The sequence below is a fragment of the Arthrobacter sp. 9V genome, from assembly GCF_902506065.1.
Classification (GTDB): Bacteria; Actinomycetota; Actinomycetes; order Actinomycetales; family Micrococcaceae; genus Arthrobacter.
In genome coordinates, this window is the sequence record NZ_LR732912.1 from 2,658,684 (window position 1) to 2,684,510 (window position 25,827).

Consider the following 25,827-nt stretch of genomic DNA (forward strand, 5'->3'; position numbering starts at 1 on the left):
GCTCGCTCCTGTGACCCCAACTTCCATCGTGGGAGTGGGACACAACCCTGCTGAGAGCAACAATGGTTTGCCCATACAAGCCTGGCATAAGTCCGTCAGGACTCTCGCGGATCCAGAGGATAAAATCCGAGTGAGGCGCGGCGACGGAGCAGTAATTGCAGAAGGTGAGCTTGCGGTAGTAATCGGCAAACGATCGACAGAACTCACCTACGAAAATGCGCGAGAGCATATTCTGGGATATACGATCGCAAATGATGTTACGAACGTAGACCAAGCACTGATCGATGAGAGACTTTTCCAGGCCAAAGCTGGTGAAAAGTACACGCCTCTAGGTCCTTGGATTGAAACGACGATCGGGGATCCGGATGATCTCGCTATCACGGTCACCCTAAATGGCGAGGCCAAAGTTCAGTCTGGAACCTTTAACCTGCCGTCGAGCGTTGTCGACTGCCTGATATACGTCACTCGGTGGGTCACCCTCGATGCCGGAGATGTCGTTATGACGGGCGCGCCGGGTACTTCCCTAGCTGTTCGCCCCGGGGACAGTGTTGGAATAAGTATCAATGGGATAGGAACTCTAGCGAATTCAGTGATTTAGAGCCGCCTCGGTCGCAGACTCTTGTTGCACAGCTCTACGCAAGGGGCTGATTCGTCATTTCCGGCTTGAGGCTTCGCCGGAAACGCACCAGTTTATCGGCTTAGGGCGATTGGGCAGGCGAAGGAACTCCGACGGATTGGAGCTGGTCGAGGGCATGCGGTTGGCGTCGACCGGCATGCGACCACTCACGGACTTTTAGTTGATGGGCCGCCGGTTTTGCCCTTCAGTCGGCATGCCCCCATAGGCCAGAACAGACCGTCCTGGGCTGGGGTCGAGTCAACCCAACTGTGAGTCTCACGGAGATGGGCCAAGACCACCCGCTGTTGCGAGAACGGGTGGCCTTGGCGGCTTCGGGGAGGAAATGGCTTCAATGGGTGCGTTTTTGAACAGCTTTCTCCCGGTGGACTCGGATCAGTGGAGCACTACGGGGAACGTTTTAGCATCCACGCGTCATCAACCCAGCAGAGAATCCGCCAGCCCCGATGCTAAGCAGTACGAGTCCCGAGGCTAGTCCTAACGTATTAGGGGCGGTTACCGAGCAAAGGGTGCCCACGGTTACTAAAAACAACATTGCGGCGAAATGGGACCTCATTGCCACTCCGCAAGTGGGAAGGTGAGCCTTGTACGGTCTCACGCAACTGTTGTCTCGTTGTCGCGAACGTTGACCAGCCAGGGTCATCCGGAGCGCACCATTGTGTACACCTTCACCAGCGTGGCTTCAATGAGCCACCGCCCAGCCCATCCTTCGGGCAGGGATACCACGACTCCCGGCTGGAGAATGATTGTCTCACCGTCGTCGCGGACGAGTTTGCCCTGTCCCTCTACAATGTGGATAAATTCTTGATAACCGGTCAGTTTAGTTGTGAATTCACCAGGACTGACCTTCCAAAGCCCAGATTGTGCTCGAACACAGTCATTCAGCACCAAGGTGCTTGTGGCGGGCTGCCCAGAAATGACGCGCTCCGGGCTAACGGGATTAGGCATAGGCCACCGTGCAGCGCCTATCGTCGTAGCTACTGCGCTCATAATGCAGTCCTTGTCTCGAGGGTGATGTTTCTCGCAACTCGTTGGAGTCGATCCGCAGCCCTTTCGCCGCTGCGTAGAGCTCCCTCCATAAGACCTGTAAAGTCTGGGTCGGCGTACTCCCCAGCGAAAAAGATGTTGCCCACGGGCAGCTCAAGCACGTCGGCCTCCTTCTGTCCTCCACCTGGCGCAAACGCCGAGTACGCGCCGCGTGCTAGTGGATCATTCCTCCAAATGGTGCTGACAGCTGCATCGGCACTGAATTTCAAATCCGGACGGATGTCCCGGGCACGTGAAATCCATGCTTCAAAGTCGCCGTTCTGTCCCGAACTTCTGTCCAAGGCAGCAGGTGATCCCATAAAGGAATTAAGCATAGGAGTAACTGTGCCGGTGTCATCGGCAGCCGTCCACGTCCAGAATCGATCATTTGTCGACATGACAGCGCTACTATCAGGGGACGACAGCAGGGGAAGATGCAGTTTCGCGGCATCACCTTGGAGCACTCGCTCTAAAGCAACCCGCTTCCAATCCGGCAACGGTAAGGACACGCCGGACGGTTCTCGGATCAGTGCCAGAGGAAGAGCCACAATGACGGCGTCAAAAACGTCGCTTTGCCCCATAGTTTCCACTACCAAGCCATCGTCAGTTTCGCGTACGGCCCGGACATGTTCGCGATAACGCATGGATTTCCCCAACCTGCTTGCTAAAGCAGTCGGAAGGCACTGATTGCCTCCGCCTATGCGCCAGCTCGGAAGGGGTTCGAACGAGGCAATGTGGTCGAGGGTCTCGGCGCTAACTTCATCCGCCGCGACCGCCGTCGAAATCTCGATCCTCCCCCTCAGGGCGTCGACTAATCGCTCATCCATGTCAAGGCGCTGGAGCACTGCTTCGGCTGACGGCGGATACTCAAAAGTACGTGCAATCTGGGCTGCGTTACGGCCAGCTTCTACGATGTCATCTGTTGTGATGTCGGGGGTGTCTGCCAGCTGGCGTACGTAATAGCTCATTTCTGTATCTATCAGGGAAAGCCCTGTCAGATCCAGGAGGCGCCGCATCGCCGTATAACCATTGAGCACAAATTCGGCCCCGCGTTCGATAACGCATGGCTCATCTCGAGCGGGGGAAGTTACGGCTTCCGACCAGACCCGTCCCCCAGCACGGTCGCGCGCCTCAAGAACAGTCACGTCGTAACCATCAGCTGCCAGTTGAGTAGCAGCAGCCAAGCCGGCGAGGCCTGCCCCTAGTACTGCCACACGTGATCCCTCATGAAGGCGGGTCACTGGCATGCCTGCACACCAAAGTCGCGCGCCGTCTCGGGAGCAGCAATATTGTTGTAACGCTCTCCCGCCGAGAGCGGAAAATCGGCGGTGACCCAGTTGGTGGCGCCCATGAATGTCATCTCCTTCGGTGTCTGTTCATTTCGCTTCACACTACGCACGATTAGAGAGCCTGAGTATCGTACAAATGATAAAAAACTGTTCGGTATTGTTACTCATGTCATATAATTTGAGACATGGAGAAACCCGTTTTGACGGTCAACGATCTTGTGACTACCCAAAGCTTGGGCACGAAGGTCCTCGCGGGGGCTGCGGGGCTTGGCCGGGAAGTACTGTGGGCTCATAGCTGTGAACTCAGCGATCCCCACAAGTGGCTGGGTCCTCATGAGTTGCTCATGACAGTCGGGCTCTGCGTCCCTGCTTCGGGTGGGGAACAGAGAGAATTCATAGCCGAACTGGACAGGGCGGGCTTGGCCGGAATTGCGCTCGGTGATCATTCGAGCCTCCCAAGTCTAACTTCGGACTTGTTGGATGAAGCGGATGCTCGCGCATTTCCCGTTCTACTAACCAACTCAACCACGCCTTTTGCAGCTATCGGACGGACGATTGCCGCGGCGACGGCCACTACTCAAACCATGCAGGTGCTAAAGCTCAGCAAGCTGTACCAGCTCGCCACCTACGCCCGCGACAATCCTATTAGGATGATGGATGACCTTCAGACCTTGTTTCAGGTACGGCTTAGTGTCGTGGATACACAAACGGGCCTCGTAATTCTTGAAGGCCCTACGCTGGCTGACACCTCAATGAGCATGCGTAGCCGCCTTTATTCGCTGCCCGGCGATACCGAAACCAAGTTGAGGGTTTTTGAACACCCTGGAGAAGAGCTGAGCAGCTTTCTGCTGATTCATATCCTTCAGGTGATAGACATGGCAGTAAACCAGCGGCTTCGCTTTATTCGTCGTCGTTCCGAACGGGGCGCCGCGATGCTCAGCTCGGTTCTCGATGAGCACTTGCCTGACGGCATTGAAAGTATTTTGGGAGCCGGTGCCATCTCGGGGGGCTTCCAATGCGTCGCCATCGCCATGGAAGACGGACCCAAGGCGCTTCGCGGTGTATCCATCGCAGCACTTCCGGTCCTAGCAGGTTTTGGCCGGAGTAGCTTTCTCCTACTTATGCCCGAGCAAAGGCATGATGAGGTCCGTAGGTTTTTGAACAAGATTGGTATCCGGGCAGCCGCGTCCTCTACGTATGTAGACCTTCGGGACGCAAAGTATGCGGCCGAAGAGGCACTCAGGGTCTTTTCGTCCGCAGGGACAAACAAGCAATGGGATGATTTCGCGGGGGTTCCAATATCGCTCCTGACCCGCTCTCGAAAAGAAGCCTGTGCCATCGTTGAGCAGGTCCTCGGTAGTCTCGCCGGTGCTGATGCTAAATCTTCCACTCTTCGGGATACGTTATTTACCTTCATCTCGAACGACCGCCGGTGGAACGAGACCTCCGCGGCTCTTGGCATTCACCGTCAAACGCTGTCTTACAGGCTTGCCAAAATTAAGGACATTACCGGCCGGGACGTCGGCTCCTCAGCTGACCTGTCGGCCTTCTGGCTTGCCTTCCAAGCGTGGCCTTCATATTCCGAGCCTTTGCTCGACTGAAACCACCCCCGGCGGGCTTCTACTGAGAGTGGCAACTCGACTGCTGCAGTACAAGAAGGACAACGCTCAGCGGGGGATCCCAGGTTAGGTGAGTATTGCCGCTGTAGCGCCTAACTGAAGGATCACCACGCCCGCTGCGATGAGCAGTATTCCTGATGCCATGAGCCAATTCAGCGGATCCTTGAAAAGGATGCGGGCGAACACTGCTGTAAGCGCGACGCCGCATGCAACCCAGACGCCATAGCCGAGCCCTAAAGCAAGTCCCTCTTTCAGCGCCAAGCCCAGGAACACAAAGGCCAGGGCGTAGCCAGGGAGAATGACTACAAGCCAAAGCTTCTTCCGAAGCCCTTCCGAGGCACGCAGCCCCATTGTTGCTGCCAGTTCGGTGAGAATGGCCAGACCCAAGAACATCCAGGTCATCGTGGGTGCCTGGCTTTCTTAGGCCGATGCGCTTTTTGAGAGCCTGTCTCCACAAGAACGATGCCGGCGATCATGAGCAGTATGCCAAAGCACATTAGCCACGTGAGGGTTTCATTGAACAAAACGGCAGATACTACCGCAGTCGTGGTGACCCCGCCGGCCCCCCACGCCCCATACGCGACGCTGATCGCCATACCTAGACGGAGGCAGATCGTCAGCAATCCAAAAGCGGCGATGTAGCCAAGGACGACCGGCACGTACCAGCCTGGGCAATTGATGGCCGCCTTAAGCGCCAGGGTGGCACCCACTTCGGCAATGATCGCTGAGCTTAAACAGGCCCACCTTGTTACCTGACTCAATTTCTTACCCTGTCATCCGATACAGAGAAGGAGGCCACAGGCCCACTGGGCAGGTCCTCCACCGTAGCGATGTGCTGCGCAATCATGTGCGGACCGATGACCATTGCTGTGGCAGAGGCTTCACGTATGTGAGCCCTGGGTTAGATCGTTGAAGGCTTCGCTCGGCGGCTTCAACGACGTTGAGGAGGAGCATCGCGCGTGTCATAGGTCCGACCCCACCCGGATTGGGCGCAAGCCAGCCTGCTACTTCCCGGACTTCAGGACTCACGTCTCCTTGTAATGTGTGTCTTCCGTTTGCACCAAGAACTCTTGAGACTCCAACGTCCAGTACGATTGCGGCCGGTTTGAGATGGTCCGCTTTGACGATGTCTGGAACTCCCGCTGCAGCAACTACCACATCAGCTCGTTTCACTAATCTGGGCAGATCAGTTGATCCTGTATGTGCCAAGGTCACCGTCGCGTTGATTTCCCTCCGCGTGAGTAAAAGCCCGAGAGGACGCCCTACAGTCACTCCCCGACCAATGACGAGCACTTCAGATCCCTTGAGGCTGATCCCGTGCCGTGACAACAGTTCCACGACTCCGTTTGGAGTACACGGCAGAGGCGAGTTGAGCTCGTCGCCCACATTGAGAACAAGCTTGCCAAGATTGGACGGATGAAGACCGTCGGCATCCTTCCATGGTGCAATTTTCTCTAAGGCTGCGTTCTGGTCAAGATGAAGAGGTAGCGGTAGTTGAACTATGTATCCGGTTGTTTTGGGGTCGTCATTAAGTTCCTCGAGAACCGCTTCCAGTTCTGTTTGCGAAATTGTTGGCGGCAAGTCACGTCGGACGGATTCGATTCCTACCTCGGCGCAGTCCCGGTGTTTCCCAGCCACGTAGGACCGGCTGGCGGGTTCGTCACCGACCAAGACGGTTCCCAGCCCAACTGATACGCCTTGCGCGTTAAGGGCGGCAACTCGAAGTGCGAGTTCTGCTCTGATGGTGCGAGCAGTGCCCTTTCCGTCCAGTATCCGGCTGGGCTTTCTTCGGGCGGGTAAACCTTCCGCTGGTGGTTCTGTCATCAAACTTCCTTTCGAGGATCCTGAGTCTTTAGCAATGCTCAGTCTGCGTTTCCGGTTAGGCCAACGAATTCTGCTGCTTCCGAACCGCCATGCGCTAGCCGCGCAGTCGTTCGCCTTTGGGGTCATAGAATGGACGCCGCGAAACCTTCGCGCTATACCTGATGCCCTTGCAACGAACCTCGAATACGCCCGAGAGGTCAGCGTTTGGCCTAATGGCGGCGATTCCGACTGCACGGCCTAGGGTGTAACCGTAACTGCCGCTTGTCATGCGCCCAACGGGCGCGCCGTCGCAGTAGACCGTCTCGTCGTGAACGAAGACGGGATTGGGATCGTCCAACATGACATACACCGTGCGATGGGCAGGGGCTGACGGATCGAGCTTTAGGAGCGCGTCCTTGCCGACAAATCCCCCGGGTTTGTCCAACGCCACGGTAAATCGGAGAGCCGCCGAATAGGGGTCATCGATGGGGCCGATGTCGTGCCCCAAGTGCCTGAACCCTTTCTCACTGCGTAGCGAATCCAAAGCGTGATATCCGGCCAACTTAATGCCCAAGTCTTGCCCGGCCCGCCATAGTGCGTCGAAGACGTTTAGAGCCAAATCAGCACTGGGGTATAACTCGTAGCCCAGCTCCCCCACGAAACTAACGCGCAAGCTGTAGGCGTAGCCGTCGGCTATTTCGACTGTACGACCATGAGTGTACTTCTGTGCCTGATCAGACCAGTCTTCGGGTGAGACCCGGCTGAGGAGTTCTCTGCTCTTGGGGCCCATGACACCGATGGTTGCCAAGGCCGCTGTGCAATCGAAAACAGCCGCTGCCTTGTCCCTGGCAATTCGATTTAAGAATGCGTGTGTCTTCTGTTGGGTGAATGACGGAGTCACGACGAGGAATCGGTCGTGGGCGAGGCGGGTGATGGTTCCGTCAAGTTCGATACCCGCGCGGTCATTGAGGAACAGTGTGTAGACCGATTTGTCCTTTTCCACGTCGATGTCGGCTGTCGCGGCATACTGGCACACTTCCAGCGCATCTGGTCCAACGACTTCAAACTTGGCGAACGGGCTAAGGTCAAAGAGTACGACTCCCTCTCGTGCGGCTTTGTGTTCCTCGGCAACTCGCTCAAACCATGATGGCCGCCCGTAGCTATAGTCGTAGACAGGCTGCGAACCAGGTTCTCCATACCAGTTCGCCCGCTCACCGCCGTTGACCTCGCCGAAACATGCTCCGAGTTCCTTTAGCCGGCTGTGTAGCGGTGTACGACGGACGTCGCGAGCTGACTCCATCTGAAGGTTGGGCCAGTGCATCCCATATAGCCGGCCGAGGCCTTCCTTGGTACGGGCCCTGAGGTAATTGCGGTTGTTCTGGTGCGGCGAAAAGCGCTGCACGTCGACGGAGGAGGAGTCGAAGCCGGGAGTTCCCGAAATAACCCACTCTGCCAATTCCTTGCCGACTCCGGGGGCGTAGATGATTCCCTGTGAATTGAAACCTGCTGCAACGAACAGATTGGCGACCTCCGAAGTTTCTCCGAGGGCAAAATTTGCGTCGGGGGTGAAGCTCTCGGGTGCATTAAGGAAGCGATCGTACCCCACTCTCGAAAGATCCGGAACTGTGGTTTCGGCCTTTCTTCGGATCGGGGCAAAATGGTCCCAGTCAGGATCAAACTCGGCAAATCCTTCAACAGACACCTCGTCCGTTGACCGCGGAAGTCCGTCAGGTTCGAATGCGCCGACAAGCAGCCTCCCGCTCTCGTGTCTGATGTAGTAGCTGTTGTCCAAGTCTCGATAGACTGGAAGCTCGGGCCGGGCCCCATCAATTTCATTCGACCGCACATGGATATGCTCGGCCGCGTACAAGGGAACTTTTACGCCTGCGGTAGCGGCAAGATCACGGGTCCAAAGTCCGCAGGCCAGGATCACCCTTTCGCAATAGACAGTTCCTTGGTCGGTCAGCACTCCTACTACGCGATCCCCCTCCCGCAGCAGTTCTCGAACGACCACCTTCTCACGCACCTGAGCACCTAGTTCATAAGCGAGCTTCGCGAAAGCTACGGTGGCATGTCCAGGGTTGATATGTCCATCGTCGGGAAGCAACAGCGCTCCGAGAACTCCCTCGTGACTTGCTGAGGGCCAAACCTCGTGGTAGCGCTCCGCAGAAAGCCATTCGGTGCGGATGCCCTGCTGGTCTGCGACGTCCCTGGCGTAGAGGATTTCATCGACTCGTCCGGGAGTACGTGCAACACTCAATGAACCGGAGCGCTGGAATGAAACGTCGATACCGGACATCTTCTGGAGATCCCGATAGAACTCCAAGCCATACTTTGCTAGTTTCGTCATGGTGGTTGTTCCCCGGGCGCCCGTAACGAGACCTGCTGCATGCCAGGAAGTTCCGCTGCCTAAAACGTTGCTCTCCAGAAGCAACGTGTCATTCTCCCCCGCGGCGGTGAGATGGTATGCGATGCTCGCACCCACGATTCCTCCTCCGACGATGACGGTTCGGACGTGTCGCGGTAGCGAATCCCGGGATGTATCGGTGAATGCTGCGGCGCTTATGCTGCGGTCGGCTAGCCTATCCAATTCGGATCTCGTTTCTGCTCAGGTGTGCCCGCCTAGGGCACAGGTAAAACGGTAATTAGTTAAATACGACGGTCCGCTGACCGTTAAGTAGAACTCGCTGTTCTGCATGCCATTGAACGGCGCGGGACAGTGCCAATCGTTCTGCGTCTTGGCCGGTCACAGCGAGTTGCGCCGGGCTGAAGTCGTGGCCAACTCGAAGGACCTCCTGCTCGATGATGGGCCCCTCGTCGAGTTCTGCCGTCACGTAGTGGGCCGTGGCTCCCACTAGTTTGACGCCACGTTCGAATGCTTGATGGTAGGGTTTGGCGCCCTTGAACCCCGGTAGGAACGAGTGATGGATGTTGATGGCCTTGCCGACGAGCTCTCGGCATAGGTCGTCGCTGAGGACTTGCATGTAGCGAGCGAGGACCGTCAGATCCACCTGGTGTTCCGTGATGAGCGCAAGGAGCTTTGCCTCGGCATCCTGTTTGCTCCCGGGGGTCACCGGAATGTGGATGAACGGAATACCGTTGGCCTCTGCGAGCGGTTGCAGGGTTGTGTGGTTGGATGCGATGAAGGGGAAGTCGACCTTGAGTTGTCCTGCCCGCCAACGGAAAAGTAGATCATTGAGGCAGTGCTCTGCCTTTGAGACCATCAGCGCTACCCGGGGCCGATATGTTGAATCGACCAACGTCCATGACATGCCGAAGGCGGCCGCACATGCCTGGAATGCGCTCTTCAGGTCCGAGACCGAGATCGCAGATGCACAGGTTGCTTGAACGCGCATAAAGAATCGGTTCTCAGAGGCATCAGAGAACTGCTGACTTGCCAGAATGTTGCATCCATGGGAGACCAAGAAGCCCGAGACTGCGTGGACAATTCCGATGGTATCTTCGCAACTAAATGAGAGGATGACTTGACGGGGCTGCGTGTGTTCCATGACGAACTCCTAGGCGAATGACTCGTGCTGACGGACGTCTTTTTCAGAGAGAAATAGAGCTATGTAAGTGCCGCATTGGAGCATCTCCCTCGACACTCACTCCGCGTCCTGCCGTTGACTATACGATTGAACGAAAGGCCAAACGATACTCAAAATGCAACAACTTTTCTTGTTTTGCATACATGCGTCGGCTCTCGGCTAGCTGAGCATGGAAGCCTCTCTCCAGGCCACCGGTGCGTTCGGCCGCAAAATGCATGTCGTTCGCAGCGGTCATCGATATGACTCACTTCTCTGCCTGATAGCGGACACGGATAAGACCCGGTACTGCCTGATGGCAGTACCGGGTCAGGGCTCTGTTTCGGAGCTCCCGGAGCTAGCGGCTACTCAGGTAGTTTCGCAACCGGCCTGGCTGTATTGGATCGAACTGAGACTCCGAAGCCGACGATGAACACTATGAGGGTTCCAACCATCACATAGGGAAGGACGTCCAGTGGGGCGGGTCCCGGGTTCAATATGCCATTGACGAACAGCCAAAGGACCGTGATCGCCGCCAAAGCCGCCCCTAGATTGACGAAGATGGACTTCTTTGCGTTGCTTCGATTCAGGAGCACTGCGCCACCGATGCAGATCAGGAAATAAGGGACAACCCAGAAGTAAACCAGGAGTGTGGCCATGTAGCCATAAATCTCCAAGGGCGTCGACGACGTCAACCAGATCAGCAAGGCAGGCGCGATCAGGGAAGGGATTCCGATGAAAGCAATTGCTGCTACAGGACTCTTGTGCCGCTTACTCACCTTTGTTAGTCCGGAGGGCATGAGGCCATCCGCCGCAGCACTTACGACGACACGAGATCCGTAATTGAAAAACCCGATGAGACTCGCGAACACGGCGACGGCGAGAACAAGATCGCTCACGTTGGCTAGGAACCCGACACCTGCGGCTTCCGCAAGTACGGCGTTCGGAGAAATTCCCAAGGCGAGGGTGTCAGCAGCGTCTACCAAAGTAGGGACCTGGATTACCGTTGCCGCGAGATAGACCAGACCCAGTACAACTGGTACCACCATGATGGCTCGCGGGATGGCGCGAGTAGGGTTGCGGGTTTCCGCTCCAAGGGCCGCAGTGCTCTCAAAGCCGATGAAGAATGCGGAGCCGATAGCTACACCTTGAAGAAAACTGTTCGGTGTGAAGTCGCTGAGGCTGAACTGTCCAGCCAGATCCATGTTCCCGTTAACGGCTGTGGCGATGGTGATGATCACCATGACAGGGACTGACAGTATCGTGAGAATAACGCTGGTTCGCACTGAAATGTCGATCCCACGGAATGCGATGATCATGGCAATTAACGTAGCCACGACGACGATCACCAACTGAATCTCAGGCCCGGCGGCGCTCGTCACTCCTACGGATACCAGGAAGCTTCCAACATACAGTCCGACAGAGAGAACCAGCACCATGATGGCGACCAGGTATCCCGGAATCATGGCCGCAGCGATTACTAAGGGGCTCCACGAGCCAAAGACGTGGCGAATATACGAATACAACGAACCGGTCCCAATAAACCGCCGTGCAAACACGCTGACGAATAGACCAATGATCGTAAATGCTAAGACGGACGCCGCCATGGCCAGCCACGAGGACCGCCCGGTATAGGCCGCTAGGAACGCCGGTACAGCTGAAAGTCCAACCGCCGGAATAAAGGAGGCCACAGAAAGACCCATGACCTGTGATCCAGACAAGTGTCCAAGTTGCAGGTCTGCCGCGGCGATGTCTTCAGTCACCAGGGCTGAAGCACCTGCTGAGACCCCAGACTCTTCAGGAGAAGTTTTCAATTTGGTGTGCCTTTCGAGTCGATCGGACCAACCGGCGCCGACGCTCAAGCTAGAAGTCGAACGTGGTTCGACGATCTGAATAGGGGGTTCGTTCGTGTTGCCACTGCCGAGGAGGTGGTTCTCCTGGGCATGTGGTTGCTCTGGCCCTGTCTGCCTCGGATTAGGGGCAAGACGGCACGGCTAGTTTTGACTTTCCGCCGCCCGTCAGGCATGGAACTTGGCCATGAGTCCGCACTAAAGGTGAAACGCTGGCTTCAACGAGGTAGTGGTCCTCGCACTTGGGCCAATAGAAATGGGCTATTCGTAGCTGGTGAACACCCTTCATCGCTAATGTGACATACGTTACTGTGGATGCAAGTAGTGAATAACTGTTCAGTGGTAAGAATTATCAAGCGACTTTGGACAGTTGTACTCTTGAGCCCATCGCGGCTGGTGTATCTTTGCCCCGCCGTTCACCGGGCTGCAGCCCTAGGAAGCTTAGGCCTGCCGCCGGAGGTGCGCAGTAAGAAGGCATGGTTAGCGGCTATCACCTGATGTGTCGCGTTGCTAGACGCTGCTGGACGGGAAATCGAAGTTGCGTCCCTGGTCTCGCAGCGTTCACTTCGCAGAATCACACAAAAGAGCAGGGCCTTTGTGACGATTTCCACCATGACGTCTGGTCGCCTTCCACCTACTGTCAATGGACAGGCGTGCCGATAGAGCCGCAGCACCGTGCTCTTACCTGCAGGTCGCCCGGTAGACACGCCCCGTACGCGGATCGTAGTGCAGACAGGACAAGATTTCATGAATACATCCAGCTCGGACGAGCCCAGAGCCTCTAGCTTCAAGTTATTACCCAGCCGGCAGCGGGAGATACGACTTCCAGTTGAAGCCGTCGCATGGGGCTGTGAAGCGGAGCCGTGCAGGTTTTGCAGCATCCCGGAAACTGATTGATGAGCTGGTGCCGCGGAATCGATGAAGGATCTTTATGTTTGCCACGATGGCACGTGCCCCGTTGGTGAACCTCAGACTAGGGCACATGCGCATTAAGATTTTGGGCGCCGGCTTGCGAATAGGCAACCTGATTATTGGACGGCAAGCAGTCTGTCACAAATGCAGGCGGCGTACTCCACGAATCACGACCAGTGGATACGTGTGCCGGGGGCGTTGCGGACGTTCGTGGCGACGGCGCTAATCATTCAGGGTGACGGCGCGCGTCACCAGGGCCCGCACAATCCTGTGAGCAAAGTTTTCAAGAAAGCGTCTTTGCTTATTGGCACCCAGCTTAGGAGCCAGCCTGATTTCCATCCCAACACCGATGAAGGTTCATCGGTATCCTCGATGACCCTCACTAGTGCACTCGCACCTGTTTCCGTCCTCGTCGGTGCTCTGGCACTGAATAATTGTTGGTGGCGGCAAATCCGTCATCGTGCCCAGCCAACCCCAACGATCTTCAGTGTTGTACGGTCCGTGGTGGCAGCCAGCACAGCTAGAGTCCGGGCTGCGCCACATGGTCCCGATCTTGCGAGCTATATCTAAAAATAGTGCCACAGGCGGATCCACCTTTCTTGCCGGCTGATGGCTCTTAATGATCGTCAACTTCCCTAATTCGATGTCCTAGCCACCCTGCCGTCTCCAAGCCAAGCTCTCGCGTTGGCAGAAGACTTTCCGGTTCGCATTTATCGAATGCCCCTTGGCTCAGCAAATCGCTTTTAAGAACTCGGAGCGCTTCCCGCCGGGAGGAGCCGGCGTAGCTGTTCCTCTGTGTCGATGTCTTCCCCAGTAGATTCGTCACTGCAATCGACTAGGTCGAGAAGCCCGGGATTGTCCCGAATAAACGCTCTGGCCCCGGCGTCGCCGACGACAGTGCTGCTGACGGCTTCACGAAGCTGCACGTCAATGAGCATCGGATGTCCTCTTAAGAGCTGGTTTCCGCCGCAGGGCTCCGTGTAGGCCGCTGCGGTGATGCGTCCTGGACGATGCTCGGTCAACAGGCGCCTCACGGTGTCTTCAGTAAGTCCTGGCTGATCCACCAGCGCTACGAGAAGATGGTCATCAGCTCGTGCCGCATCATCTCCGATGAGGTAAGAGCTGCCCATACCCGAGTGCCACTCAGGGTTTACCAATGTTTGGTATGAATCGAGGCGCACTCTCGCTCTGACTGCTGCCGCATCTGACCCAAGAACTACCAATACTTCACGGCAGCCCCCCGCAAGTAGTTTTGCGGCGATTATCTCAACGAGTGGGCGCCCACGGAGATGCAAAAGTGCCTTTGGTCCGCGACCGAGACGGGTTCCTGCGCCAGCGGCGAGCAACACGCCCGTTGTCTTGACCTCATTCCAATCTTTCAAGGAAACCCTATTCCTGGCCCTCTTCAACATGTAGGTCCCATTGGCCGGTCGGACCGCGGTGGAGGTCATAGTCAAGGCATAAAATCAGTTTCCTCTCGCCTAAACCAAACTGCCGGATCCAGATGATCCCAAGGTCAGGGGCAGTAAGATCCACTAGACCGGAGCTAATCAGGACGTTGCCTTCCCAAGCATTGATTGGATCTCCTGGCTGGAGCATCTCAATGTCCTGGTGGTCGTTGTCGTAAAAATCCGTTGACTTTGTGGGGTCACCAGTCTGTTCTAGCAGCGACATAGTTTTTCCTCTCCCAATGGGCGACGGGCCGCTTGGACAATGGCTTTTGTATTTTGACAGGCATTCGCCCTCCGCCTAGAGGGAGTGCGAATGCACAGTGCCGGGTAACTGACTAAGAGGACGACCTGTGCCGGTCCAGCGTTCAGCGATGATCTCTGCCACGATGGACACCGCCGTTTCTTCGGGCGTCCGGCCGCCCAAGTCAAGCCCGATCGGGCTGTGCAGTTCCGCAATTTGCGACTCACCGACTCCGGCTTGGTGAAGGCGGGTAATTCGGTCATCATGAGTTTTGCGTGAGCCCATGGCACCGATGTATGCGGGCTTTGCAGCGCCCTCGAGCCTCAGTGCGATATCCAAGACGGGCACATCAAACTTAGGGTCATGGGTCAAGACACAGATGGCGGTTCGGTTGTCTATATTTCCCTTATCTAGCTCCTCTTGGAGATAAACATGAGGCCACGACACTACTACCTGGTCTGCCGCTGGGAATCTCGCCGTGGTGGCGAACACGGGGCGCGCATCACAGACTGTCACTTGAAACCCAATCATCGACCCAGCTCGCGCAACAGCAGCGGCGAAATCGATAGCACCGAAAACGATCATTCTGGGTTGGGGCTGGTAGGAAGCAACAAATACTTTTGCCCCTGTTTCCATCCGTTCCCCTTCCGGTCCGTACATCAGCACGCCGGATTCACCGGAGGCAAGGAGACCTCGCGCATCGTCGATGACTGCGTGGTCGAGTTCCGAACTGCCGTGTGTTCCGGAAGTCTCGGCCGGCCAAATAACGATTCTGTTTCCGACCCTTTCACGGTGAGGATGTTCCACCACAGTTGCGATGGCTACCGGATTGCCGTTGTGGATGTCGTGAATGACATCAGCCATCTCCGGAAATCCTTCAGGAGTGATTCGTTCAACGAACACATCGATTATTCCGCCGCACGTCAAGCCAACGGCCAAGGCATCGTCGTCGCTATATCCGAAGCTATGCAATACCGGCGTTCCGTCCTCGATCACCTCTTGAGCGATATGGTAAACGGCCCCCTCAACACACCCCCCGGAGACGGAACCTACGGCTTCACCTAGCGTGCCTACAGCCATAGCCGCGCCCGGTGGACGAGGAGCTGATTTCGATGTGCTGACCACGGTGGCAAGGGCGAAGATCTCGTCCCGTTTCGTCCAATCAGCTACTGCTTCTATAACGTCACGCATTTGCTATCCGATCTGCTAGGTCCCTGAAGGCAGCCAGAGTATGTCCGGCCACCAATGCATCGATGTGAGGGAGAACAGCTCGAATGCCGCTCTGAATGGGTTCGTATCCCGGCTTACCTCGGTGGGGGTTTGACCAAATGACGCAATGGGCCAACCCGCGGAGCCTCGAGAGCTGGGTTGCCAACTCCGCCGGATCGCCGCGCTCCCATCCGTCACTAGCAATCACGATCACTGATCGCCTCAGCATCGCGTGTTGTCCCCAAATCCGAATGAAGGCCTTCATTGCCTCCCCCAGGCGTGTGCCACCCGACCAATCGGGCACCACCAAACCAGCATCGATCAGTGCCATCTCAGGGTCCGGATGTCGTAAAGCTGCCGTAACCCTCGTTAGGCGGGTTCCGATCGTAAATACTTCCGTTGTGTGGGCCGCTTGGGTCAAGAAACGATGTGCGAACCTGAGGTAACTGTCTGCGTAGGACTCCATGGATCCTGATACGTCAATAATTAAAACCACTCGCCTGGGCCTCTCCGCGTGCTGCCGATACCGAAGAGGACTGGGTTCTCCGCCCCTCCTCAGCTGGTCTCTGACGGTGTGGACGGGGTCTATGCTTTTGTGGCGGTGAGTCCGCACATATCTAGATCTTCTCTTGGGTGCCCTAACAGGCAATTGGGCGAAGGCCCGCGCCAGATACTGCCTCTCCTCGACGGACATCAAGGCCACGTCCCGGTGCTGGAGTGACTCATCCTTGCTGGCTATGGCGATTTGCTGTTCGTTTTCGGAATCACCGTTCTCCCCAGCTTCTGTTTCGGGCAGACCCGCCACCGTAGTTTCTTGAAGAACCACCGGCGGCGTCAGTACTGCTGAGAACCACTTACGAAACACACGGTCATAGATCTCGAATTCGGACTGACGCCGGCACAGGCTTGCGCGCCCGGTCCAGAAGACCTCATCCCGTCGCTGAACATCCACGATGTTTAAGGATTGCAGATACAGTTGCGCCTGGTCGGAACCGATTGTCATACCAGCATCTCTAAGCGCGTCTATGAAACCGTAGAAGATTCTTAAACCAATTTGTGAACTCATTGATGACCACCCCGGTTAGCTCGGGAACACTGACTTTAGGGATTCCAGGACAATTTCTCGGTCATCCTGATCCTTGCAAAGCGCTCCAATAGACAAGGCAGCAGTGTCGGAATCTATATCCCCGCCCCCCAGATGGTTCAACGCCTGTGCCCAGTCCAGCGCTTCCGCGACGCCCGGGGATCGCTTGAGTCGCCCTTGATTTCTCAGTGACTGGACTACCTCGACGACCTTCCGCGCCAGATCCTGGTCCACATTGGGAAGGCGGGTCTTGATGATCTCCAATTCACGGGTCGGTCCAGGATGATCAATCCAGTGGTAATAGCAACGGCGTTTCAGAGCCTCATGAAGTTCACGAGTGCGGTTCGAGGTGAGTATGACCAGGGGTGGAACGCTTGCCGTAATCGTGCCCAGCTCGGGTATTGAGATCTGGTTGGAAGCAAGCACTTCCAACAGAAAGGCTTCGAACTCATCATCAGCGCGGTCGACTTCGTCGATCAGCAGCACTGATGGCCCCCCTTGTAGGGCCCGTAGAATAGGTCGCGGCGACAGGAACCGTTCGGTATAGAGGGATTTTTCCAGTTCGTCCGGTTTCACTGTTGAGCCTGCGGCCTCTAAGGACCGCAAATGGAGAATCTGACGTGAAAAATCCCAGTCATAGAGGGCTTGGGTGGATTCGATTCCCTCGTAGCACTGGAGGCGGATCAACGGCATGGAGAGTGCTTTAGCCAAGGCCTCTGCCAAAGCGGTTTTGCCGGTTCCCGGAGCACCCTCCAAAAGCAGAGGTCGCTTCATCGTCACAGCCAAGAAGGCAGTCGTTGATAGACCCTCATCGGCCAGGTAACTGACCGCCCTCAGTTGCGCAGCCATGTCGCTGGGACTATGGGGCCTGACTATCGGGTTGTTCATTCGTCCGCCTTGCATATTGATTTTGCATTTGCCAAAGCTTGGCTACTGGCCCGGCGCGCGCCACTTGGAGAATTTCGGATGGCGCGCGCCGAATGAGGTGAGGATCAGACCTCAACTTCAGACCATAGAAGGACTAACGTCCATAAGACGCCTTCGCTAGTGTAGAGAGCCGCCGCTCCCTCAAGTGCTTGCCTTGGATATCCCAGATGTCCGCCCGTTGATCGGTCAAAACAGGGAACGAGTGCCGGAATTTGCGTAGCGCATCGAGATCGAGCGAGGCAGAAATAACCGTTTCTTCACGCCCGGCCCGTGCAAGGATATCTCCGTTGCCGTCAATAATCTGACTGTTCCCTCCGAGCTCAATCCCTTGATCAACCCCTGTCATGTTGCACTGGATTACAAATGACTGATTCTCGATGGCTCGAGCCTGACCCAAGACCTTCCAGTGCTCCACTCGCGACATCGGCCAACAGGCAGGTATCAAATTCAGAGCGGTGCCCTCGGCGGACAGGTGGCGATACAGCTCAGGGAACCGAAGGTCATAGCACGTGCTTAGCCCCGTCGCAGCTCTAGCATCTCCCACTTGAATTTCCACAACAACAGGCTGGTCGCCCGCCGCGATGAGCTTCGGTTCCCCATCAGAGAAGCCGAAACGGTGGATCTTTCTGTAGGTCGCGTGCACCGCGCCGGCTGCGTTGTAAAGTACAGAAGTATTCCACATGCTCCCGGCGGCATCGCCCTGACCTGCTTCTATGTACGATCCGGCGTGCAACCACGCCTTCTTGTGCTTGGCAAGTGCGGACAGGCGAACAAGTACGTCACTATCAAGCGATATGGCGTCAGCGCGCCAAGTTTCATAGGAAAATCCACCGTGCAGCCACAGTTCGGGGAGCACAATCAGGTCTGCATCTTCAACGTCAGAAACCAAGCGCTCCAGTCGAGAAACCCTGGATTTGAATGGCTCTGCCGAGTCAAATTCCATTTGCACCGCAGCTACTGTGAGTTGCCCCTTGTTCAGCGCTTGTTCGTTCTTAACCATCAGGCTCAGGACCTACGGGTACGCCCGGAGGCAACGCCTGCAGCGAAGACCGCTATCAAGGCTGCTACTACAGAAACGAGAGTGGGCAGCCACGGACCCAGCGACTGGCTTTGTGCTTCCGCTGACTGGCTCTTCTTGCCTGCTCGTGTTTCCTTGGCAAGTTTGATGAGGTCTAGCGCTTCTGGCTCTGTCTGGGGCGCGCGCCGAAGTTCCGCGCCTGCACCCGCTTCGCTTTTGGCTACTTCGGTAGCCGGGCCGCTGGCCTGTCCGCTCCCGCCGGTCATTTCTACGGCGAGCCTCTGGGCAAAGACTCCGAGGATAGCAGTCGCCGCTTCGTTGATAACGCCTCGCCCGAACTGCGCGATTTTGCCCGTCATATCAAGCTCTGTTTCCACGATGACTGTGGCTCCATTGGCTTCGGGTTCAAGGCGAGCGGTAATGGTCGCTGTCATGTTGCCTTGTCCACGGGCATCCTTAGCACGTGCCTGGATGACTGCGCGCCGGCCTTTTTCGTCGACCTCTATGAAGCGAGCAACACCGACATATTCGGCGGTGATTGGACCGACCTTGATCTTTGCTTTGCCCTCATACTCCTCACCGTCAACGCTAGTGATGGAAGCTCCAGGAAGCATCGGCGCAATCCGTTCGAGATCCAGCAATACAGGCCATGCCTCCTCCGGGGGGACGGGGACATTGAAAGAGTTCGTCATCTCCATGTTGGGTATTCCTTAATAACTATCGAGAACGGATGTTGTGTCTACTTTGGGCAAGCCAAACGCAAATGCAGGATTACCGGGTTCGAACGGCCCACCATGCTGCAGGCTGGCGGCCATCGTCTGTACCTTCTGCAGATACCCATTGCCTTGCCGCAATTGGCGAGATTCCCAGGCTTGCAGGGCCTTGGGCAGATCGTCATTTTTCGCGAACACTTCTGCGAGGGTCCGCGCATCGTCGCATGCTTTGGCACCACCCGCGGCAGCGTGTGGACGGGGAGTTACAGCCGCATCTCCAATCAGCACGATGCGGCCGTGAACCATGTGGTCCACCGTGGCGTCAGCCACAACTGTCACGAACGGAGAAGGTGCATTTAGAACAAGTGCGCTGAAAGGCGCGAAAAGACGTTCTCCCCTGCTGTGGAACTGGCGAAGGTTGTGGGGATTCAGTGAGTTGTTGTGTACCGACGTTGGAAGCCGGATGCCCCGAATGTCTGTCATCAGTTCATCGATGTCATTACCTTCAGCGACGTTCCAGTACCACTGAAAGTTCAGTCGCGGTGACTCCGTCTGCTCTCCGCCGGGGATGGGGTAGGCGATGAGATGACCGTCTTCGAGCAGCCCGTAAGTAAACTTGCCATCGAAGTAATCCCAGACCTCATCTGAAACTTCACCTGGCTGAAGCAAGCCCCGCCAAGTCACGTAACCGGCATACTGCGGCTCGATTCCCAAGAGCCGCTTTCTGACAACCGAAGCGCCGCCATCTGCGGCGATCAGCCAGTCCGTTTCGGACTCGGTGCCGTCCGCGAAGCGCATTACAACCCCATCAGAGTCCTGGTCGAGTCCGACGAGACACTTACTGGTGTGGTAGCGATCCGGGCCAAACAACTTATAGAGCGCCCCGTACACGGAGTCGTAACTCGTGAATCGCCACTCTGCCGGGACAGACCCGAACTTGGTTCCGGTCAGCGCGTCGACATACTCCATTGACGATGAAGGAACACTCAGGGACTCCAGTTCAATGCCCTGTTCGAGGATGTAACGAACGAGTTCAGGCTGAACCACGATGCCAGTTCCGAAACCCGAAAGAGGCTGGGGAGACCGTTCGTATACGTCGACTTCGATGCCAGCATCCCGGAGCATCAGGGCTGCTGTCAGACCTGAAATAGATCCTCCGACAATGGCGATGCGATCAGTAGTTGCGCTCATGCTGTGGGCCTTAGTGCCATGGCGAGTGGACGCATCGGGGCGCCGCTCGCTCCGCGGAGGCGGATTGGAGCGGCAATGAGACAGAATTCGCCTACGCCGTCGGCCGCCAGGTCCTCAAGATTCAGTAGTTCCACCATCGGCACGCCGGCTTCTGCCAGGAAGTGCGTGTGTCCAGGGAGCCAGTTGTCCTCGTGTTGGGACGGGCCGACTTCGACGCATTCTTGGTCTGCGCCGATAGCCGAAATGTCTTGGCTTGTAAGCCACCGCGCAGCCTCCAAGCTAAGACCTGGAGGGTTGCCTAGGGTTTTGGTTCCGTCCGGCCAGAAGCGCATACGCCCAGTACGTACGAATGGCACATCCCCGGCCTGCAATGTCAGTCCTGCCTTATCGAGAGCCTCTTGGACGTCCGCCACGGTAATGGCGTATGAGTCCGGCAGGCAATCGACTTTTTTCAGACCAGCGATGTCCAGCAACACGCCACGAGTGATGATCGGAGGGATGGTTTCCGCACCTGCTTTGTTCCAGGTCCGGCTCCCGAGGTGCTCCTCGGGTTTGTATCCATTGTAGATTTCCCCGTCAACGCCAAAGTGATTCAGGGCGTCAATGTGCGTGCCGGTGTGTGTGTACATGAACACAACGTCGCCGGAATAGCAAACGTGCCTGTTGATGTCGTCACCGACATGGTTTAGGTTGTCGATGAGCGTCCCTTGTGGAGTGTGGCTCATGAAAATCTGATAGCTGGGATCTCCGGCTCCCTGGAAGCTGGGCATGCCGACAAAGTAGTCCACGCTCAGGTCGTAAACCTTGGATGAGTCGGCACGCTGCAGAACGTCTGCACGAACCGAATCGTTGAGCAGATTGAGTGCGCCCCGCTCATCATCGGGTCCCCAAGGGCTCGTGCTGACCCTCACGTTGGCAGTGTTACTCATACCGCGTCCTCGATCTGGTAATCAACTACTGCCCTGTCAGCGAACATGGGCATGAGAGTCGCGACTACCTCAAGGTGGAATGGATCTGTGGAGTACGTGTCCAGGTCTGCCCAGCTTGCAAAGTCAGAAATTAGGACACCATCCCACGGCGCACCGTTGTCACCAGGGTCGCCGGAGTGTGTTCCGATCTCCCATCCTTGAATGATGTTCAGACGCGGAGGAAGGGTGTTGAGGATTTCTACGATTTCCTCCTGGCTGTTGCCTTCGGCAACCCGCCATGCAAATACGTGTCGTACCTTGGTCATCAGTGGACCTTTCATAGAGTTTGGGGACAACGGGCTTGTTGGTCTGATCAGTTTCGTAAGAGCATCGATCAAGTCCCAGTGGCGGAAGACACAAGTTAGAGTTCTGCTTTGTTCAAACCTTGACAGCGCCTGAAGATCTGCTCGGGCGTGATTGGCAGACGGTCGATGTGGGTACCGTCTGCAATCGCGTCATCTACGGCAGCTGCGACGGCCGCTCCTACGGCAATCAAACCAACTTCGCCGAGGCCCTTGGCGCCGAAGGGGTTGTCTGGCGATTTGGCATCCTCAGTGACAAAGCACTGCACGTCCGGCATCTCCTGCGCGCCTGGCAACAAATAGTCCATGAACGAGGTCGTAATGGGCTGCCCGTCCTCCTCATAGAGAAATTCTTCGTAGAGCGCTCCGCCAATGCCCTGAACGGCGGCACCCACAATTTGGCCCCTAGTGGTCAACGGGTTGATCACTTTGCCGGCTTCCGTGGAGGTAAAGAAGCGAAGGATCTTATGGCCGCCAGTACCAGGATCAACCTCGATCTGCACGAGTGTCACGCCGTAGGGGTAATTCATGGCGTTGTTCAAGTAAATGGAATCAACGGCGAGGCCAGGGCGGTCATCTTCCAACGCTGCGGTCCATGGGTCCCGTGCGGCTGCGATGTCGAACATGGATATCTGCTTATCAGCGCCCTTTACCTTGAAACTGCCTGCAACTAGTTCAAGATCATCAGGATCCACTTCCAGCATTTCGCTGGCCAGTCGTTTGGCCTTTTCCACGACCGCGAGGGCTGCCTTGCGCGCTGCGCCACCCGCCATCACCGTGGAACGGCTCGACCAGGAGCCAACACCCTCTGGGACAAGCTCGGTATCGGTATGCACGATATCGATGTTCTCGGGAGCGATCTGAAGCTCCTCTGCGACGATTTGAGCCAAAACCGTTTCGATGCCTTGCCCGACTGAAGAGCCACCTGTCGTGACTGTAACCCGGCCTGCACTACTGACTTCAACTCCGCCTGTCTCGAAAAGTCCCAAGCCGGCCTTGTCCATGAGGATGCCCATGCCCACACCGACTTTGCGCCCTTGGGCACGCAGTTGCTCGCATTCTTCAAGCCACTCTGACCAGTTTGCCGCCTCCAGAGCTTCCCCGAAGTGTTTGACTACATCGCCGGAGTCGAAGTGGTAAGGCTCATGGACGATATCGAGACCGGGAGCCCAAGGGAGGTCCTCTTCAATCAGGAGGTTTCGCCGCCGGAACTCAGCAGTACTCATACCGATCTCTTCAGCGGCCAAATCGAATATCCGCTCACGGGCAAAGGTGGCTTCATACCGGCCAGGTGCACGGTAAGCACCTACGGGAGTCTTGTTGGTAAAGACGGCATGAAGGGTAGCGTCGTAAGTTGGGATGCGATACGGGCCGAACACAATTCCGGCCGTGATGTCACTGACCAGTGGTTCTGCCTGCCTGAAATAGGCGCCGTGATTGTGAAAGATCTCGTCCTTCATTCCAAGAATCTTGCCTTCGGCGTCGAGTGCGAGTTCAAGAATGTGCACCATCTCCCGAGCATGGGACGCAGTAACCATGTGCTCATTGCGATCCTCGACCCACTTGATCGGCATGCCCAGCGACCTGGCGGCCCAGGCGGCAATAACATTCTCCGGGAATACTCCACCCTTCACTCCGAAGTTCCCGCCAATTTCAACATGCTTCATACGGACGTTGACCTCGGGAAGGTTCAGCATTTTTGCGATGATTCTTCGGTTGTCGTGAACATGCACGGTTCCCCATATGAACAGAGTGTCCCTTGCGGGGTCAGGTTGCACCATGATTGCTCGAGTTTCCATGGGCACACCCGAATGCCGGTTAGTGACGTACTTGTGCTTAGTAACGTGGGCAGCCTCGGCGAATGCCTTCTCGATGTCACCATATTTCTTTTTGATGCAGGCACCTTCGTTACCACGCGGGAAGAGTTTGATATCCCCGTGCAGGGCTTCTTCCGGGTCAAGGAGAACTGGGAGGGGATCGTATTCAATGGAAACTAACTCAGCTGCGTCTTCGGCAATGTAGGGATTGGTGGCAAGCACGGCAACGACTGGCTGCCCTACATACTGCACCTTGTCCACGGCCAGTACAGGATGACTAAAGTCCTCAATGTTTTCGTAGATCTCGTGGTAGCCCACCTCCTCCAAGAGAATTGACCCCAGATGCCGAGTGTGCTCTGAGGTTATTACCATCCGTACGCCTGGAATCTTTTCGGCCTCTGCCACGTCCACGGACAGAATCCGCGCATGTGCATGAGTCGAGCGGACGATTCTCATGTGAAGTTGCCCGGGCACATTCAGGTCACCAGCGAACGTCGCTGTCCCAGTGAGGAGGCGACGGTCTTCCCGCCGCAGAACCCCTTGCCCGATCCATGCCTGCCTGTTCTTAGACTCCCCGCCGGACGGACTGCTGTCAGAAGTGAGCGCTTTAGCCTTTGCCATCATGCGCCCAGTATGTCACCGGCAGGTCCGGGCGGGATGTTCAGGCATTGACAAAAAGGAGACCCAAGTATTCGCACTTAGTAGGCGCCCTAGCCATGCTTCCGTAGCATGATCGTTCCTCAGGCCCTTGCGCAGGGTATCGGAAATTGACTATAGGAGATAGCAGTATGGCTGTAACTTCACCACTAAAGCCTGAGGATGAAATGCTGAACTGGGGGCGTCTCATTCTGGACGGCGTTTCCTACTCGGACATGGTTGGCGCCCGCGATCGTCCCACCGAGGTGACCTGGTTCGACTACTGGATGAACCTCGCAAGTGAATATGAGAGAGAAGCAGAGAAAAAGGTAGCCCTCGGCCACACCCTGTCCGCCGGGGAGTTCCTCATGTCGGCTTCACTTTGCGCGCAGTACGCTCAATTCCTCTGGTTCGACGACCGCAGGCAGAAGGGGCAGGCAAGGAAGGTCGAGCTGTACCAGAAAGCTGCACCGCTCTTGTCCCCAGCCGCCGAACGTCACGAACTGGTCGTTGATGGTATCCCCATGCCTGTCTACGTCCGCTTTCCAGAAGGCCCTGGACCTCACCCGGCTGTCATTATGCTGGGAGGCTTGGAAAGCACCAAGGAAGAAAGCTACCAGATGGAGAATCTGGTCCTCGCACGCGGAATGGCCACGGCCACTTTCGACGGTCCGGGGCAAGGCGAAATGTTTGAACACAAGCGAATTTCCGGTGACTATGAAAAATACACCTCCGCTGTCGTGGACTTCCTGAGCGGGCTGGAAACCGTCCGTGCAGATGCAATCGGAGTACTGGGTCGCAGCCTCGGAGGCAACTACGCGCTCAAGTCAGCAGCATGTGAGCCCCGGCTCGCTGCCTGCATTTCTTGGGGCGGCTTCTCTGACTTGGACTACTGGGACCTCGAAACTCCACTGACCAAGGAGAGTTGGAAGTACGTCTCCAAGGTTGACACTCTGGAAGAGGCGCGGGAACACGTTCACGCGTCACTTGAAACCAGGCACGTCTTGCAGAACTTGGCCTGCCCCACGTATGTACTGCACGGGGTGCACGACGAGGTTCCGCTGACATTTATTGATACAATCCTCGGCCTTGTTCCACCGGAAGTTTTGACTCTCGTAGTCGAAAAAGACGGCGATCACTGCTGTCACAACCTGGGCTTGCGTCCCCGTCTTGATATGGCAGATTGGCTGCAGGATGTTCTGGTGGACGGCAAAAACCCCGTCCCTTCAACGACTGGATGGGATCACCATGTCTAAGATCCTGAAAGTCAGCGCAGGCACCGCAGCGCTCGAGTCATGGCAGCCGGAGGGTGTCACCATTCATGAGGGCAACCCTGACGGTCACGGTTATACCCTGTTCGAACGAAGGTCCTCTCCTCAGTTCGGCACAGGTATCTTCACCTCGCAGCCGTGTACCACGACATACGAGCTGACCGACAACGAGATTATCTATGTTGTCGAAGGCTCTGCAACGCTCAGTCTTGCCGGCCAAGAGGGCGTACTCGTGACAGTAGGTGACTTAGTGTTCCTACCTAAGGGACACACTTCCACTTGGGTGTTCCACGAGCCCTTCAAGGAAATTTGGTTCTTGGTCGAGTAGGTCTTTTGGGTGGC

Annotated in this window: 23 protein-coding genes; 4 read left to right on the forward strand and 19 right to left on the reverse strand. The window is 56.4% G+C overall.

Going from position 1 to position 25,827, the window contains the following annotated elements; genetic code table 11:
* The first annotated feature begins 10 nt into the window (after positions 1 to 10).
* The gene (locus BACI9J_RS12275; RefSeq protein ID WP_236558676.1) at positions 11 to 598 is read left to right on the forward strand and encodes a fumarylacetoacetate hydrolase family protein; all 588 of its coding nucleotides are present in this window, start codon (positions 11 to 13) and stop codon (positions 596 to 598) included.
* Positions 599 to 1,273: 675 nt separating this feature from the next.
* Here BACI9J_RS12275 and BACI9J_RS12280 read toward each other — a convergent pair.
* Positions 1,274 to 1,624: a cupin domain-containing protein gene (locus BACI9J_RS12280; RefSeq protein WP_159734634.1), complete on the reverse strand. Its 351-nt coding sequence runs from the start codon at positions 1,622 to 1,624 to the stop codon at positions 1,274 to 1,276.
* Complete coding sequence (locus tag BACI9J_RS12285) at positions 1,621 to 2,874, reverse strand: flavin monoamine oxidase family protein (protein ID WP_328699799.1); 1,254 nt, start codon at positions 2,872 to 2,874, stop codon at positions 1,621 to 1,623. The genes BACI9J_RS12280 and BACI9J_RS12285 overlap by 4 nt, the downstream gene beginning before the upstream one ends.
* A gap of 260 nt (positions 2,875 to 3,134) precedes the next feature.
* Here BACI9J_RS12285 and pmfR point away from each other — a divergent pair, with 260 nt between their 5' ends.
* A complete protein-coding gene (gene pmfR, locus BACI9J_RS12290; RefSeq protein WP_159734636.1) occupies positions 3,135 to 4,550 on the forward strand; it encodes a transcciptional activator PmfR in 1,416 nt (471 codons plus the stop codon).
* A gap of 84 nt (positions 4,551 to 4,634) precedes the next feature.
* Here the strand turns inward: pmfR and BACI9J_RS12295 are convergent, their stop codons facing one another.
* From BACI9J_RS12295 to kdhC, 17 genes are all read right to left on the reverse strand, one after another.
* Entirely contained in the window at positions 4,635 to 4,970 is a 336-nt protein-coding gene (locus BACI9J_RS12295) for a DMT family transporter (protein WP_159734637.1), read from the reverse strand.
* Positions 4,967 to 5,329 (reverse strand): DMT family transporter, encoded by a 363-nt coding sequence (locus tag BACI9J_RS12300; RefSeq protein WP_159734638.1) that lies wholly within the window; start codon positions 5,327 to 5,329, stop codon positions 4,967 to 4,969. Before BACI9J_RS12300 ends, BACI9J_RS12295 begins: the two co-directional genes overlap by 4 nt.
* 82 nt (positions 5,330 to 5,411) lie before the next feature.
* A complete protein-coding gene (locus tag BACI9J_RS12305; RefSeq protein ID WP_159734639.1) occupies positions 5,412 to 6,392 on the reverse strand; it encodes a bifunctional methylenetetrahydrofolate dehydrogenase/methenyltetrahydrofolate cyclohydrolase in 981 nt (326 codons plus the stop codon).
* A 94-nt stretch (positions 6,393 to 6,486) separates the two neighbouring features.
* A complete protein-coding gene (locus BACI9J_RS12310) occupies positions 6,487 to 8,961 on the reverse strand; it encodes a GcvT family protein (protein ID WP_159734640.1) in 2,475 nt (824 codons plus the stop codon).
* 55 nt (positions 8,962 to 9,016) lie between these two features.
* Complete coding sequence (gene purU, locus BACI9J_RS12315) at positions 9,017 to 9,880, reverse strand: formyltetrahydrofolate deformylase (RefSeq protein ID WP_159734641.1); 864 nt, start codon at positions 9,878 to 9,880, stop codon at positions 9,017 to 9,019.
* 380 nt (positions 9,881 to 10,260) lie between these two features.
* Positions 10,261 to 11,709 (reverse strand): APC family permease, encoded by a 1,449-nt coding sequence (locus BACI9J_RS12320; protein WP_236558679.1) that lies wholly within the window; start codon positions 11,707 to 11,709, stop codon positions 10,261 to 10,263.
* Positions 11,710 to 13,400: 1,691 nt separating this feature from the next.
* The gene (gene nboR / locus BACI9J_RS12325) at positions 13,401 to 14,108 is read right to left on the reverse strand and encodes a nicotine blue oxidoreductase (protein WP_328699800.1); all 708 of its coding nucleotides are present in this window, start codon (positions 14,106 to 14,108) and stop codon (positions 13,401 to 13,403) included.
* Complete coding sequence (locus tag BACI9J_RS12330) at positions 14,047 to 14,331, reverse strand: hypothetical protein (RefSeq protein ID WP_201296709.1); 285 nt, start codon at positions 14,329 to 14,331, stop codon at positions 14,047 to 14,049. Before BACI9J_RS12330 ends, nboR begins: the two co-directional genes overlap by 62 nt.
* A 75-nt stretch (positions 14,332 to 14,406) precedes the next feature.
* The gene (locus BACI9J_RS12335; RefSeq protein ID WP_159734642.1) at positions 14,407 to 15,540 is read right to left on the reverse strand and encodes an XdhC family protein; all 1,134 of its coding nucleotides are present in this window, start codon (positions 15,538 to 15,540) and stop codon (positions 14,407 to 14,409) included.
* A complete protein-coding gene (locus BACI9J_RS12340; protein WP_236558680.1) occupies positions 15,533 to 16,624 on the reverse strand; it encodes a vWA domain-containing protein in 1,092 nt (363 codons plus the stop codon). Before BACI9J_RS12340 ends, BACI9J_RS12335 begins: the two co-directional genes overlap by 8 nt.
* A gap of 15 nt (positions 16,625 to 16,639) precedes the next feature.
* On the reverse strand, positions 16,640 to 17,491 hold the full coding sequence (locus BACI9J_RS12345) for an AAA family ATPase (RefSeq protein WP_159734643.1): 852 nt from the start codon (positions 17,489 to 17,491) through the stop codon (positions 16,640 to 16,642).
* Between the two features lie 172 nt (positions 17,492 to 17,663).
* Positions 17,664 to 18,569, reverse strand: coding sequence for a carbon-nitrogen family hydrolase (locus tag BACI9J_RS12350; protein WP_236558681.1), 906 nt, complete (start codon positions 18,567 to 18,569; stop codon positions 17,664 to 17,666).
* Positions 18,570 to 18,574: 5 nt separating this feature from the next.
* On the reverse strand, positions 18,575 to 19,285 hold the full coding sequence (locus BACI9J_RS12355) for an SRPBCC family protein (protein ID WP_159734644.1): 711 nt from the start codon (positions 19,283 to 19,285) through the stop codon (positions 18,575 to 18,577).
* 12 nt (positions 19,286 to 19,297) lie between these two features.
* Entirely contained in the window at positions 19,298 to 20,491 is a 1,194-nt protein-coding gene (locus BACI9J_RS12360) for an FAD binding domain-containing protein (RefSeq protein ID WP_159734645.1), read from the reverse strand.
* The gene (locus tag BACI9J_RS12365) at positions 20,488 to 21,420 is read right to left on the reverse strand and encodes a cyclase family protein (RefSeq protein ID WP_159734646.1); all 933 of its coding nucleotides are present in this window, start codon (positions 21,418 to 21,420) and stop codon (positions 20,488 to 20,490) included. Before BACI9J_RS12365 ends, BACI9J_RS12360 begins: the two co-directional genes overlap by 4 nt.
* A complete protein-coding gene (locus BACI9J_RS12370) occupies positions 21,417 to 21,725 on the reverse strand; it encodes a Dabb family protein (RefSeq protein ID WP_159734647.1) in 309 nt (102 codons plus the stop codon). Before BACI9J_RS12370 ends, BACI9J_RS12365 begins: the two co-directional genes overlap by 4 nt.
* 95 nt (positions 21,726 to 21,820) lie before the next feature.
* Positions 21,821 to 24,202: a 6-hydroxypseudooxynicotine dehydrogenase complex subunit gamma gene (gene kdhC / locus BACI9J_RS12375; protein WP_159734648.1), complete on the reverse strand. Its 2,382-nt coding sequence runs from the start codon at positions 24,200 to 24,202 to the stop codon at positions 21,821 to 21,823.
* Between the two features lie 164 nt (positions 24,203 to 24,366).
* On the opposite strand from kdhC, the gene BACI9J_RS12380 reads away from it, so the two are divergent.
* Complete coding sequence (locus tag BACI9J_RS12380; protein WP_159734649.1) at positions 24,367 to 25,470, forward strand: 2,6-dihydropseudooxynicotine hydrolase; 1,104 nt, start codon at positions 24,367 to 24,369, stop codon at positions 25,468 to 25,470.
* Complete coding sequence (locus BACI9J_RS12385) at positions 25,463 to 25,813, forward strand: cupin domain-containing protein (RefSeq protein WP_159734650.1); 351 nt, start codon at positions 25,463 to 25,465, stop codon at positions 25,811 to 25,813. Before BACI9J_RS12380 ends, BACI9J_RS12385 begins: the two co-directional genes overlap by 8 nt.
* Positions 25,814 to 25,827 lie beyond the last annotated feature (14 nt).